At 65.3% G+C, this 13,051-nt stretch carries 13 protein-coding genes; 7 read left to right on the plus strand and 6 right to left on the minus strand.

The genetic code is table 11. The annotated features are described in order from the left end of the window. Nucleotides 1-140: 140 nt before the first annotated feature. On the minus strand, nt 141-2,090 hold the full coding sequence (locus DVDV_RS19670) for a PAS domain-containing sensor histidine kinase (protein ID WP_075356289.1): 1,950 nt from the start codon (nt 2,088-2,090) through the stop codon (nt 141-143). Nucleotides 2,091-2,242: 152 nt separating this feature from the next. On the opposite strand from DVDV_RS19670, the gene DVDV_RS19675 reads away from it, so the two are divergent. Further along, nucleotides 2,243-3,778 carry a YifB family Mg chelatase-like AAA ATPase gene (locus DVDV_RS19675; protein ID WP_075356290.1) on the plus strand — a complete coding sequence of 512 codons (1,536 nt, stop codon included), beginning with the start codon at nt 2,243-2,245 and terminating at the stop codon, nt 3,776-3,778. Here DVDV_RS19675 and DVDV_RS19680 read toward each other — a convergent pair. Then, a complete protein-coding gene (locus tag DVDV_RS19680; protein WP_075356291.1) occupies nt 3,775-6,354 on the minus strand; it encodes a GAF domain-containing hybrid sensor histidine kinase/response regulator in 2,580 nt (859 codons plus the stop codon). The two genes, DVDV_RS19675 and DVDV_RS19680, sit on opposite strands and share 4 nt — an antisense overlap. Nucleotides 6,355-6,556: 202 nt before the next feature. On the opposite strand from DVDV_RS19680, the gene DVDV_RS22865 reads away from it, so the two are divergent. Beyond that, nucleotides 6,557-6,706: a hypothetical protein gene (locus tag DVDV_RS22865; RefSeq protein WP_175577138.1), complete on the plus strand. Its 150-nt coding sequence runs from the start codon at nt 6,557-6,559 to the stop codon at nt 6,704-6,706. A gap of 164 nt (nt 6,707-6,870) precedes the next feature. Here the strand turns inward: DVDV_RS22865 and rfbA are convergent, their stop codons facing one another. Further along, the gene (rfbA, locus tag DVDV_RS19685) at nt 6,871-7,740 is read right to left on the minus strand and encodes a glucose-1-phosphate thymidylyltransferase RfbA (protein ID WP_075356292.1); all 870 of its coding nucleotides are present in this window, start codon (nt 7,738-7,740) and stop codon (nt 6,871-6,873) included. A 99-nt stretch (nt 7,741-7,839) separates the two neighbouring features. Here rfbA and DVDV_RS19690 point away from each other — a divergent pair, with 99 nt between their 5' ends. The 3 genes from DVDV_RS19690 to DVDV_RS19705 all read left to right on the plus strand — a co-directional run bounded on the left by DVDV_RS19690 (nt 7,840) and on the right by DVDV_RS19705 (nt 9,499). After that, the gene (locus DVDV_RS19690; RefSeq protein ID WP_075356293.1) at nt 7,840-8,631 is read left to right on the plus strand and encodes a molybdenum cofactor biosynthesis protein B; all 792 of its coding nucleotides are present in this window, start codon (nt 7,840-7,842) and stop codon (nt 8,629-8,631) included. Between the two features lie 268 nt (nt 8,632-8,899). Beyond that, nucleotides 8,900-9,178: a type II toxin-antitoxin system RelE/ParE family toxin gene (locus DVDV_RS19700; RefSeq protein WP_075356299.1), complete on the plus strand. Its 279-nt coding sequence runs from the start codon at nt 8,900-8,902 to the stop codon at nt 9,176-9,178. Between the two features lie 87 nt (nt 9,179-9,265). Continuing rightward, a complete protein-coding gene (locus DVDV_RS19705; RefSeq protein ID WP_254845456.1) occupies nt 9,266-9,499 on the plus strand; it encodes a HigA family addiction module antitoxin in 234 nt (77 codons plus the stop codon). A gap of 115 nt (nt 9,500-9,614) precedes the next feature. Here DVDV_RS19705 and DVDV_RS19710 read toward each other — a convergent pair whose 3' ends face one another. Then, the gene (locus DVDV_RS19710; RefSeq protein ID WP_075356295.1) at nt 9,615-10,829 is read right to left on the minus strand and encodes a methyltransferase domain-containing protein; all 1,215 of its coding nucleotides are present in this window, start codon (nt 10,827-10,829) and stop codon (nt 9,615-9,617) included. A 111-nt stretch (nt 10,830-10,940) separates the two neighbouring features. Here DVDV_RS19710 and DVDV_RS19715 point away from each other — a divergent pair, with 111 nt between their 5' ends. Together DVDV_RS19715 and DVDV_RS19720 are read left to right on the plus strand one after the other, a co-directional pair. Then, nucleotides 10,941-11,414, plus strand: a complete 474-nt coding sequence (locus DVDV_RS19715; RefSeq protein WP_075356296.1) for a hypothetical protein — start codon at nt 10,941-10,943, stop codon at nt 11,412-11,414. A gap of 93 nt (nt 11,415-11,507) precedes the next feature. After that, a complete protein-coding gene (locus tag DVDV_RS19720; RefSeq protein ID WP_075356297.1) occupies nt 11,508-11,816 on the plus strand; it encodes a hypothetical protein in 309 nt (102 codons plus the stop codon). 279 nt (nt 11,817-12,095) lie between these two features. Here DVDV_RS19720 and DVDV_RS22520 read toward each other — a convergent pair whose 3' ends face one another. Both DVDV_RS22520 and DVDV_RS19730 read right to left on the minus strand, forming a co-directional pair. After that, nucleotides 12,096-12,554, minus strand: a complete 459-nt coding sequence (locus tag DVDV_RS22520; protein ID WP_075356298.1) for a hypothetical protein — start codon at nt 12,552-12,554, stop codon at nt 12,096-12,098. Between the two features lie 20 nt (nt 12,555-12,574). Further along, nucleotides 12,575-12,916, minus strand: coding sequence for a DsrE family protein (locus tag DVDV_RS19730; protein WP_075356300.1), 342 nt, complete (start codon nt 12,914-12,916; stop codon nt 12,575-12,577). Nucleotides 12,917-13,051 lie beyond the last annotated feature (135 nt).

Here is a 13,051-nt window from a genome sequence, read left to right on the forward strand (position 1 = left end):
TAATTTGACCCGATAAACCTGTTACCCATGTACCCGGTCAGGCTGTTACCGATGTTCCCGGTTGTACACCCCCGGCCGCCGGAGGCACTCTTTATCTTTATCTTTATCTTTATCTTTCTCTTCTCCCTCCCCCACTCTTCCTACTCGGACCCGGCTGTTCCCGGGTCTTCGGCCGGGCGGGCCAGGGGCAGTTCCATGATGAAGGTGCTGCCGCGTCCGAGTTCCGATTCGGCCCAGATGCGGCCCTGGTAGTGCTCGACGATCTGGCGGCAAATGGCCAGTCCGAGGCCGGTGCCTTTGCGGCGGCGGTTTTCTTCGACCGTGTCGCCGGCCTGGGCCTGATGGAACTTGTCGAAAATTTTTTCCAGCGATTCCCGCATGATACCCTGGCCGGTATCCGAGACCCGGACGCGAAGGAGGGTGCCGTCGGCGCTGGCCGTCAGGGTGACGGTGCCCTGGTCGGTGAATTTGGCGGCATTGCCGAGCAGATTGACCAGCACCTGGGTGAGCCGGTCGGGGTCGATCCAAAGCGGCGGCAGGTCGCCGGTTATGGACATGGTGAAGCGGACCTCGGGCTTGTCCGCGAAATCGGCGTTCACTGCATCGGCGGCCCGCAGCAGGGCAGCGGCCACGTCCACCTCGGTATCGCGCCACTGGGCGCGTCCGGCCTCGATTTTGGACAGGTCCAGGAAGTCGTTTATGAGCCTGGTCAGGCGTTCGCCCTCGTTTTCGATGATGCCGAGGTTGGCGGTGATGCGTTCGGCCTGCCGGGTGAGCCGTTCGTGGGCTGAGGCAAAGGGGGCGAAAAATTTGTTGAAATCCCGGGCGATGAGCTTGGCAAAGCCCATGATCGAGGTCAGCGGGGTGCGCAGGTCGTGGGAAACGGTGGCCAGGAAGCCGGATTTGAGCCGGTCGAGTTCCTGAAGCCGGGCGTTGGCGGCTTCGAGTTCGGCGGCCTTGACGGCCAGACGGCCGCTGCGTTCCTTGACGGCTTCGCGCAGGTGGCGGTTTAAGATTCCCAGGCGGCGTTCGGCCCGGACCCGGGCGGTGATGTCGGTGACGGTCCCTTCGGTATACAGCGGCCGGCCGTTGGGGTCGCGCACCAGACGGATGTTGACCAGCACCCAGATGGCCTGCCGGTCGCGGCGCATGAACCGGGTCTGGAATCCGGTCACGGCCTCCTGGTCAAGGAGCCGGCCCACAAGCTGTTCCCGGTCCTTGCTGTCGTGGTAGAGTTGTTTGCCGACGTCGGTAATGGCTTCAATCACGGCCGCCGGGGATTCGTAGCCGATCATGCGGGCCAGGGCGGCATTGGCCGAGAGCAGGCGGCCTTCGAGGGTGGTCTGGAAGATGCCTTCCGTGGCGTTCTCGAAAATATCGCGGTATTTGCGCTGGGCCGCCGAGATGCGGCGCACCATTTCTTCCATGGCCCGGGAGAGGCTGTCGAGTTCGCCGCGCAGGCCGTCGGGGCGGTCTTCGGCGCTGCCGCCCTGGGCCACGCGTGCGGCATAGCGTTCCAGGCGGGCCAGGGGCGTGATGATCTGGCGGCGCAGCACCAGGACGAGGATCATGGCCAGGGCGGCGTTTAGCCCGAAAATGCGCAGGATGATCAAAGCGATGGATCGGTTGAGGGCCTCGTCCATGAAGCGCAGGGTCAGCTGGATCTCGGCCACGCCGACCAGGGCGTCGCCGTAGTAGATGGCCCGCTTTTCGACCACCACGTTTTCCATGGCCGGACGGGTGGTCAGGGGGGAGGAACGCCAGCTGCGATCCCGGCCCTGTCCGGCCAGGATGCCGTTGCCTTCGGGAGGGAGCAGCACCACGGCAGCCACGCGGTCGTTTTGCATGACTCCGGCAAGGAGCCGGTCGACATGGCCTTTTTCCATGAACCACAGGGGCTCGCTTAGATTGGCCGTGAGCTGGTCTGCGATAACGGACAGGTCGTAGCGCAGTTCTTCCTGAATTCGGCGTTTCTCGCCGTAATAGTCGATGATCCCGAAGAGGGCGAGCAGTACGGTGTTGACGCACACAAGCGTCACCAGGACTGCACCGCCAACGGAACGGATCAGGAAATAGCGCGGGAGTTTCATTGCCGTTGGCCGTTCCGGGGGGTCAATGGTGAACGGGATGCCTGAGTGCGACGCTTTGTTGCGACTATCATCGCTGCCATGAAATGAAAAGCCCGGCACCGCTAAAATCCTTGCACGGCGACCGGGGGAACGGTATCGGTTATGCAACCATTATGAGTCTTTCCGCAATACGTACGGCAGCGTTGCTTGGCATTGAGGCCTACCCGGTATCCCTGGAGGTCGATCTGGCCCGACAAGGGATGCCGTCGTTTTCCATGGTGGGTCTGGCCGAGGGGGCGGTGCGTGAGAGCAAGGAGCGGGTGTTTGCCGCGTTGCGCAACGCCGGGCTCAAGTTGCCGCCGGCCCGCATCACCGTCAATCTGGCTCCGGCCGACATGCGCAAGGAAGGTTCGGCCTACGACCTGCCCCTGGCCCTGGCCTTGCTGGCGGCGGTGGACGCCTTTCCGGCCGAGGCGGTCAACGGCTATTTCATGGCCGGGGAACTGTCGCTGACCGGCGAACTGCGCCCGGTGTCCGGCATTTTGCCCCTGGCCGCCCTGGCCCGGCGCGAGGGAGCCAAAGGACTGATCGTGCCCCGGGGCAATGCGGCCGAGGCTGCGGCCGTGGAGGGGCTGACCGTCTATGCCGCCGGTTCGCTCCTGGAGGTGCTGCGGTTTTTCACCGGCGAAGAGGCGCTTTCGCCGGCCACGCCCCTGCCCTTTGTGCCCGATGCCGTGGACGCCGCCTTTGCCGAGGATTTTTCCGAGGTCAAGGGCCAGGAACACGCCAAGCGGGCGGTGGAGATTGCGGCGGCCGGCGGGCACAACCTCCTTTTCATCGGCCCGCCGGGTTCGGGCAAGACCATGCTGGCCAAGCGGATGCCGACGGTGCTGCCGCCGCTTGATTTCGAGGAGGCGCTCGAGGTCACCACCATCTATTCCGTGGCCGGGCGGCTGGACGGCCAGGGCCTTCTCACCGTGCGCCCTTTTCGCAGCCCCCACCACACCATTTCCGACGCCGGCCTGATCGGCGGCGGCTCCTATCCCCGGCCGGGCGAGGTGTCCATGGCCCATCGGGGCGTGCTTTTTCTCGACGAACTGCCGGAGTTCAAGAAATCGGTGCTGGAAGTGCTGCGCCAGCCGCTGGAAGACGGCAAGGTGACCATTGCCCGGGCAGCGGTGTCCCTGTCCTATCCGGCCGACGTGATGCTGCTTTGCGCCATGAATCCCTGCCCCTGCGGCTACCTTGGCGACGAACGCCACGCCTGCACCTGCGGCGACGCCGAGGTGCGGCGTTACCGCGCGCGCCTGTCCGGGCCGCTTCTCGACCGCATCGATTTGCAGGTGGAGGTGCCGGCCGTGCCGTACAAGGACCTCAAGGCCGATGCCTCGCCGGTCACCTCGGCGGTGATGCGCCAGCGTGTTTTGGTCGCCCGCGAGGTGCAGGCGGCGCGCTATGCCGGGATGCCGATCACGGTCAACGGCCGGCTGTCCGGCCGCGCCCTGTCCACCCATTGCCGGCTCTCGGCCGAGGGCCATGCCTTTTTGGAGGGTGCGGTGCGGCGTCTGGGCCTGTCGGCCCGGTCGCACACGCGCATTTTGCGCATCGCCCGCACCATCGCCGACCTCGACGCCGAGGCCGAACTGCGGGTGGAGCATCTGGCCGAGGCGGTCAATCTGCGCAGCCTGGACCGGCAGCGGTTGGCCTAGCCTGCCGCCGGCTTAACCTCCACCACCTTGGCCACGGCGCGAAGCAGTTGGTCCATGTCGCAGGGCTTGGTCACGAACTCGTCCATGCCGGCGTTTAAAAAGCGTTGCCGGTCGCCTTCCAGGGCGTAGGCCGTCAGCGCCACCACCGGCAGGCGGCGGTTGGTGCCGGGCACCTCGCCGTTTCGGATGTGGGCCACGGCCGTCAGCCCGTCCATCACCGGCATCTGCACGTCCATCACCACCACGTCCACCCGCTCCATGGACAGGCGGCGCAAGGCATCCTCGCCGTTGCCGGCCTCGATGACGTCGTGGCCGAGCTTGCGCAGCCCCCGGGCCAGGGCCAGACGGTTGATGGCCTCGTCTTCCACCACCATGATCCGAAGCGGCGGCAGCGTGATCGGTCCGGCCTTCTCCGGGTTTTCTTCGTCCGTTGCCGCGACCACCGGCCACAGGGGCACGGTCAGGTAAAACGTGCTGCCATAGGCTGGCTGGCTCTCCACCCAGATGCTGCCGCCAAGCAGTTCGGCCAGCCGGCGGGCGATGGAAAGCCCCATGCCGGTGCCGCCGTAGCGCTTGGTCAGGTAATCCTCGCCCAGGGCGAAACTCTCGAAAATGGCGGCCAGTTTGTCGGGTGCGATGCCGATGCCGGTGTCGGTGACGCTAAACGCAAGGCTCACGCCGCTGAAATCGCCGGCCACGAACACCCGCCGCGTCCCGCCGGACTGGTTTGGTTCGTAGCGGCGCACCCGCACCGAGATGCCCCCGGCCGGGGTGAAACGGATGGCGTTGTCGATCAGATTGGACAGAATCTGGCGCAGCCGGAAAGGATCGCCCAGGAGCTTGTCCGGCAGCGTGGCGTCGACATCGAGGTCAAAGGTCAGGCCGGCCAGCCCGGCCCGCACCGAAAAGGAGCTGCGCAGCGAATCGAGCAGCCGGCGCAGGCCGAATTCCCGCAGCATGGGCGAGAGCGACCCGGACTCGACATTGGCCAGCTCCAGCAGATTGTCCACGATCTCCACCAGCCGGTCCGTGGCGTCGCGCACCGTCTGCCAGTATTCCGTCTCGCCGCCGTCCTTGCCCTCAAGCACGGCCAGCTGGGCCATGCCCAGGATGCCGTTTATGGGTGTGCGCAGTTCATGGCTGATATTGGCCAGAAACTGGGTCTTGGCCTCGCTGGCCGCTTCGGCCCGGCGCTTGGCCGAGATGAGTTCTTCCTCGACACGCCGCCGGGTGACCGCCATCTCGAAAAGCACGGCCAGCCGGCCAACGGCCCGGATATCCCGGTCGGCATAAGGCGCGGCGGCATCGGCCAGCAAAATGAGGCCGGTCGGCCCCTCGCCGGCCGGGCGCAGCGGCAGGGCCAGAAAGCGCGACACCCGCTCCAGGCCGCGCTGGGCCGGGCCGTAGCCGTCAAGCGTGGTCGGCCGGTTGACCAGGAGCGGGGCACCCTCGTTGAGGGTGGCTGCGAAGGGACCGCCGAACCTGCCGGCATCGTCCTGGAAGAGGTCGCACTCCTCAGGCCGCAGGGAGCGGATGGAGCCATTGTCCTGGGTCACGGCCAGCCAGTCCAGGCGGCCGGTGGGCCGGGCCACCATGCCGACGGCTCCCAGGGGGCTGCCCGTCAGCCAAAGGGCGTGGCGCAGAACGTGGCCGGCCAGGGCGCGCAGGTCCTGGCCCCCGGCCGCCAGTTCCAGAGCGGTGCGGGACATGGCCGCACCGGCCCGCAGGGCCTGGCGCAACAATTTCGAGGTCCGTTCCCGGCCAAGGCCCAGGCGCAGGAATTCCAGCCCGTACGAGACATCGTCGGCCATCTGGGTGAGCAGTCCGATCTCGGCGTCGCTGAAATCCCGTTGGGACAATTCGTAGATGGTGATGGCCCCGGCCGCACGCCCGGCCACTCGCAACGGAACCGACAAGGCGCTGTGATAGCGCTCAAGCTCGGCCGGCCGGTTTGGCCAGGCCTGGAAAAACGGCGCATCATGCATATTGGGGAAGATGACCACGCGCGCTTCCCGGATGGCCGTGCCGGTGGGCCCTTGTCCCCGGGGGGACTCGTCCCAGCGGATGCCCAGATCGTCGAGCCAGGCAGCGTCCAGGCCGGCCCGGGCCGCAACCCGCACCCGCTTGTCCGGTCCCGGCTCGATCATGCCCACCCAGACCAGGCTGTAGCTGGATTGCTCCACCATGATCTGGCAGATGCGGTTGAAAAATCCCTCGCGGTCAGTAACCCGGATCAACTCATGGTTGATGGCGCTTAAAGCCACAAGCGCCCGGTGGGTGCGGGCCAGATCGGCCTTGGCCACGGCGACTTCGGCGGCCTGGCCGGAAAGATGGCGGCGAAGCCGGCGCTCCCGGTCCACAAGCCATCCGACCAGTGCCCCGGGCAGGAGTACACAGACAAGAATGGCCAGAGACAGGGCGTTGCGTTGCCAGAGGTCCCAGGCCGGCCCCGGTTGCAGCCGATACCAGTCCGCAGCCGTCAGCAGGGCCAGGGCCAGGACAAGCGCTGTGACGCCACCGGCCGCCAAGGCTGTGATAATGCCCCGGGTGGGCGGCTGGTGCAGGGGCTTGGCCACGGAACACCTCTCCAATTCCCTTTTCTAACCCGACTTTCACAAAAACGGAAGAGACTTTCGCTGCACCGAAGTCCGGTCCGGGCCGGCTGGCGCCGGCCGGGCCGGGCAGAAAACCCATGGAGTGGTTGACGGAAAGGCCGCATCCGGCGTATGAAGTTCGTCACCAATTTCACGATCCACCCGATCCGAAGGAGTAGCGGCTATGAGCATGGTTTCGGAACTCATCACGAATATGGGCCATTCCACCGAGCAGGGCTTCTTCGGGGTTACGGCCATCTACGTCTACATGGCCATTATCGTCACCACGGCCTTCATCCGTATCCGCCAGTTCCTCAAGGAAGACCACCACTAGGCCACGCTGGCGCTTTGGGCCGGCTGGTCCCGATTGCAAGCCGCCTCCGGGCGGCTTTCTTTTTTGTCCGGCATCTGGCGGCCTTTTCACCTGCCGCCGGGGCATGGCCAAGAAAAAGGGCGGGGAGTCCGCTCCCCGCCCGAAAACCGGAAAACCGCAGCAGCCTAGGCTTCGCGGATCATTTCCATCAGATACTGGCCGTAATCGTTTTTCAGCATGTCCTTGGCCAGATGCTCCACCTGCCCGGCATCAATATAACCCATGCGGTAGGCAATCTCCTCGATGCAGGCCACCAGCACGCCCTGGCGTTCCTGGATGGCCTGGACAAAGCTCGAGGCGTGCAGCAGCGACTCGTGGGTGCCGGTATCCAGCCAGGCATAGCCGCGCCCGAGAAACTCCACCTTGAGCTTGCCGCGCTGCAGGTAGACGTTGTTGAGATCCGTGATCTCAAGCTCGCCCCGGGGCGAGGGCCGAAGCCCCTCGGCCACCGACACCACGTCGTTGTCGTAAAAATACAGCCCCGTCACCGCAAACTTGGACTTGGGATGCTCCGGCTTCTCCTCGATGCTGATGACGTTTCGCTCGGCGTCGAACTCGACAACGCCATACCGCTTGGGATCGCGCACCTTGTAGCCGAAGACCACGCCGCCTTCCTTGAGCCGGGCGCTTTGCTGCAACACCGAGGCCAGCCCCTGGCCGTAGAAGATGTTGTCGCCAAGCACCAGACACACCGAGTCGTTGCCGATAAATTCCTTGCCCAGCAAAAACGCCTGGGCCAAACCCTCAGGCTTGGGCTGCACCTTGTAGGTGAACGTCACGCCAAGGCTCCTGCCGTCGCCAAGCATCTCCTGGAAACGCGGCAGATCCGTCGGCGTCGAAATGATTAAAATATCCCGGATGCCGGCCAACATCAGCACGGACAGCGGGTAATAGATCATGGGCTTGTCGTATATGGGCAAAAGCTGTTTGCTCACCACCCGCGTGATGGGATAGAGCCGCGTACCGGAACCACCGGCCAAGATGATGCCTTTCATCCAGTTTCCTCACTTGATAAGCCGTCCATGCCGGACGTATCGTTGCCACGCTTTTGACCCAACCTCCAAAAAACCGCAAGGCCCGCAAAGGATGCCGCCATGGGATTCATCCTCTCCACCGCCGCCAGCTGCAGCCTCGTCGCAAACGACCGGCTCCATATCCTCGAAACCGACGCCCCGGACTACGCCCCGGGCCTTGTCGCCTCCGGACGCCTGCCCCGGCTCTCGGTCGCGACCACGCTGACCCCGGCAAGCGGCAGCCCGGTCTTGCAAATCATCGGCGTCCACTCCCGCCCCGGCCACGGCGATGTCCCGGCCAGCCGTGTTCTGGCCGCCAAGGCCATAACGCCGGGCCGGCTCCCGGCCGGCGAAACCAGCTTTTGCCCAAACCGCCAGGGCATCGCCCTGGCCTGGATCACCCTAAGCGACAAAGGCAGCCAGGGCCTTCGCGTCGATGCCGCCGGCCCGGCCATTGCCGAAACCTGCTCCGCCTCCCTGTCCATAAGTCTGGCCAAAGGCCATATCCTGCCCGACGAACCAGCCCAACTCAAAGCCCTGCTCGTCGATCTGGCCCTGACCCAGGGCTTTGACCTCATCGTCACCACCGGCGGCACCGGCCTCTCCCCGCGCGACACCACCCCCGAAGCCACCCTGGCCGTTATCGAAAAACGCCTGCCCGGCTTCGAGACCGCCATGCTCCTGGCCTCGCTGGCCAAAACCCACCACGCCATGCTCTCGCGCGCCGTGGCCGGCACGCTTGGCCAGGCCATCATCGTCAATGTGCCCGGCTCCCCCAAAGCCGTGCGCGAAACCCTGGCCGCCCTCATGCCCGCCATCCCCCACGGCCTGGACAAACTGCGCGGCGACCCCGGCGACTGCGCCCAGGCCTAGACGAAGGGGGGAGAGGAGAACTGGGGCGTCGCCCCGGACCCCACCAGGGCGCTGCCCTGGACCCGCCGGGGGGGATCATCCCCCCCGGACCCCCTGGATGGGCGCGCATGGTGCGGACGGGGTAAGGGGCAAATGCGGGGATGGGAGGGTGGGCAGACTGTGGGGCGCGGAGCGCTTGGCGGCTTTGCCGCATGGGAGGTTCGCCCGGGAAAGGCAATAGTGGACGTGGATTATTGACAAGTGACAATTGTCGCTATACATGCAGTTCATGATCCTGGGTTTTCAACATCGCGGTCTACGGCGCTTGTACGAAGACGATGACCGCCGTGGTCTCAACCAGGAGCATGTGGAAAAAGTGTGGCGTATTCTGGCCGTCCTTGATCAGGCAACCCGGCCCGAAGATCTCGATCTGCCGGGATACAGGCTGCATTCTCTCAAGGGTGAACGAGCAGGTTTGTGGAGCATCACCATTCGGGCGAATTGGCGGATTGTTTTTCGTTTCGCAGGACAGAATGTCACGGACGTCAATTACTGTGACTATCATTGAGGGACAATGAGATGATGAAAAATCCGCCGCATCCAGGATCGATTGTGCGGTTTGATTGTCTTGAACCTTTCGGTCTGAGCGTCACCAATGGGGGCCAAGGCTCTTGGCGTCAGTCGGCAGGCACTCAATAATATTGTCAATGGCAAGGCTGGCATTTCACCTGAAATGGCCATTCGCCTGTCAAAAGCCTTCGGCAGTACGCCTGAGACATGGTTGCGGTTGCAGATGGCTTATGATCTAGCCCTGGCCCGTCAACACGAGGGGTCGATTCTTGTGGCCAGAGTCACGGCTCAGAGCTGCGACAATGGCATCTCCTCCTAGCAAAACGGTTTTCCAGTTTTTTTAGCTGCGCCTTCCCCACCGAGAGGTCCGGGGAGGTGCCCTCCGGTGGTTCGGGCAGCGGCCCGATCTTCGTTTTTTCCTTTCACCATCCAGGCTATGCCCGCCGGGCGGTCACAACGAACAAGGGATCGCTTTGCTGGTGAAGCGGCCAGTGGCGGTCTTTGGCGTCGGCCGGCCGGGGCCAGCCGCGTTCGGCCAGGGTGGCGACCGAGCCCAGGCCCGGGGTCTGTTCGATAAGCGAGGCGATGCAGCCGAGGCGCTCGAATTCGTGCAGTTCGGTCCACAGACGCACGGTTTTCTGGGGAAACCAGCGGTTGGAGAAGCTGACGACGAGGCGGCCGCCCGGAGCCAGGACGCGGCTGGCTTCGGCCAATACGGCTGATGGGTTGGTGAGATATTCGATGGACATGGCGCACAGCACGACGTTTAAGGCGGCATCGGGGTAGGGGAGGGTCGGGTCGGCGTTGAGGTCGTGGACGGTGCGGCTGGTCAGGGCCGGGTTGGCGTCCAGTTCGGCCGCGCTCAGTCCCAGGCCGGCCACCGAGGCCAGCGGGATATCCGGCGGCAGGTGGGAGAGGTGGGAGGTCATGAGATCGAGGACGGCATCGCCGGGCCTCAGGATACCGGCGTAGCAGTTGGTCAGGCGTTCCCGGGCCTTGGCGTCGATATGGGAGATCAGGCGCGGGTGCTGGTAGAAGGCGGCGTCCGGGGCGTTGTCGGTGCGGGAGAGGTCGCCGTCTTCGGCCAGGAAGGTGGTGCCGCGGTCCGGCAGGCGGGTTTCGATGCCGGGACCGTCGAGGATTTCCTCGATCCACACGTGCAGGGAGCCGCCGGTTTCGCAGGGCTTGGGCCGCACGTCGAGGATGGTGGCGGAGAGGTCGGCGGCAAGCCCGGCCAGGGGATGGTTGCGGTCGCAGACGATGGTTTCGGCCGTGGCCTCCAGGCAGCGGAAGGGCGTGGCCGTGGAGGGGTAGACGCCGGGCAGTCCCTGGAGCACGCCCTGGGGATAGAAGCGGCCGGGCTGCGGGGCCAGGCTGCGGCCGTTGACCGGTTTGGGGGCAAAGGCAGTCCGGGGCAGCGTGATGATTTTGGCCGGATCGCGGGCCGGAATGTCGTCGCCCGGGGCCAGGGGGAGATGGACGGACTGTCCGGCGACGAGGCCGGTCAGGCGCTGCGCCATGTCCTTGGGGAAAATATCGCGCCAGAAATTGGCTTTGCGCCCGAAGAGGCGGGACGTGTGGCAGCGACCGGCTGTTTCGTAAGTGAGTTCGAACAGGATGTCGGCATTGCAGTTGCAGTCGATGCGCATGGGAGCCTCCTTGGGCGATGTCAGGCAGATAGCTGTGATGGTGCGGCCGGGCAAGGGGTTGTCGCCGGCTTTCGGTTGCGGCAGGGTGGATGGGAACCCAAGGAGGTTTGCATGGGGTTTGCGCGGCGTCTTCTCGGACTGGTTGTGGCGGTCAGTCTTGTGGCATCTTCGGCGGCCCTGGCCCAGACGGCCAGGGACCCCGGCCGCGAGGCCATGTTGCAGACCATCGGCATGTTGGCCGGGCAGGGGCTGGTGCTTGGCCATGAGGCCCTGGCCGGGTTGGCAGCCCGCTATGAGAAGGGGCTGGTCAGCCGGGAGCAGGCCGGCCGGGTTTTGGCCGACATGGGGCGCTATGCCGAGCTGGTCGCGGGCGTCTTCAAGGATCGGCTCATGGGGCGGCTTGGGCCGGAGGAACGGCGCGATCTCGGGCAGTTGATCGGGTTTTACGAAGTGGAGCGGGAGTGCGTGGCCGCACTGGCCGCCTTTGTTGGCGGCGAGGCCAAAAACCGGGCGGCTTTTGACGCCTCCATGGAGCGGCTGTCGGGCATCATCCGCCAGATAAGCCTCGGCCAGGGCGCGCCCTGACCCGTCCATCTTGCCAAGCCCGGGTGAGTGTGCCACAAGGCAAATGCGGGGCTTGGCCGCCTTTCCCGGCCTGCCCCAAGCCAGGAGATCGATATGAAAAAACTGCTCTGTCTATGCCTGTTGGCCGGTTTCGTACTGGCCGCCGTGGCCGTGGCGGGTGAGGCCGAGGCGCGGCGGCCCTGTCCGCCGGGCTATTTCTGGGACGGTCCGCGCGGTTGTATGCCGGTGCCGTATGTCCCGGTGCCGGTCCCGGTGCCGGGCTATTACCCGTATCCGTACGCGCCACCGCCGCCGCCGGTCTGCCCGCCGGGCACGTTCTGGGAAGCCGGAGCCTGCCGCCCGGTGCCCCGTCCGGCTCCGGGCATCCAGCTCTATCTGCCGCCGATCTACATCGGGCCGTAGACCGCTTGCGGCGTCCCTGCCAGGGACGCCTCCGGGGCCTTGCCCGTAACGACGGCCGCCGGTCGTCCGCCTGCATCGCGGACGGCCGGCGGCCGTTGCCGTTTGGCGGCCAGCACGGGAAAAGAGGCCCGACGGTTGGGGCCTTAGCCCCCCCACAAGGGGCAAAAGGGAAGGGGCGTTGCTGTGGCGATGGGCGGCAGCGGGAACAGGAAAGAGCGTTGGCCGGGCGATAGCGTCGGTGTGAAGCTTGACGGCAGACTTCTGCAACGAAAGCGGGTGTTACAAGGTGTGCGGGAGTTCGGCCAGCAGCAGGGTCAGGGGCCGCCGGTCGCAGCACAGTTTGTGGACCGGGGCCGGTGGCAGGGATGCGGCGGCCCTGTCCTGGGCTTGGGCCGGGAGGCCCGGACGGCCGGTCAGGGGGCAGCCCAGGCCAAAGGGCGGCAGGTAGTCGAGCAGATCCGGGTGCGTGGCCGGGACGGCCAGACCGGCCAGCCGGGTGCAGGCCGGGCAGGCCGCTGCGGCGGCGTCCAGTTCGAGGATGAGCCAGCTGTCCGGATCGCGGGCCAGGGCTTCCAGAAGGGCGGTGGCCCGCTCCTTTTGGGCTTCGAAAAAGGCCATGAAGGCATCGAGCTGGCTTTCGTCGGCGCCGGCCTCTTCGGCCAGATTCCAGACGACCTGGCCGCTTAATTTGCTAAAGAGCTTGTGCTTTTGCAGAAGCTGGGCGGGTGTTGGGTGCATTGGTCTGCCGTGGCTTCGCCTTAGGGCTTGATGTAGGCAAAGCCCTGGCGTGTCAGGTTGACGAGTTCGAGGATGCCGGCGGGAACGATGCGGCAGGCCGGGCACAGCGATTCGGGTGCGATGTTGAAATGGGTGAGCGCGTTGTTGCAGACCCGAAGCTCCAACCCCTGGCCGCACAGTTCCAGGAGCTTTTCGCAGTTGTCCGTGTCCTTGACCATGAGTTGTATGGCCGGCCCGTTGACCAGCAGGACGAGGGTAAACTTCTCATCCGGCAGGGCTTTGAAGACATTGGCGATGTTGCTCAGCGCAATGTTCAGTTCGTCCTGGCCCTGATCGAGGTGGAACACCATGTCGTAGTGCATGCTCTTTTCCTTCATTTGGCGGCCGCCGGAGCATGTTCAAGAATGCCTCCGGCGGCCAAAGGGGTGACCCCTTTGGAATCCCTCCTGGAAGGCAAGGGTTTACGGGGGCAAGGTGTGACGTCTGCCATAACCCCT

The sequence above is a fragment of the Desulfovibrio sp. DV genome (assembly GCF_001936595.1).
GTDB lineage: Bacteria > Desulfobacterota > Desulfovibrionia > Desulfovibrionales > Desulfovibrionaceae > Solidesulfovibrio.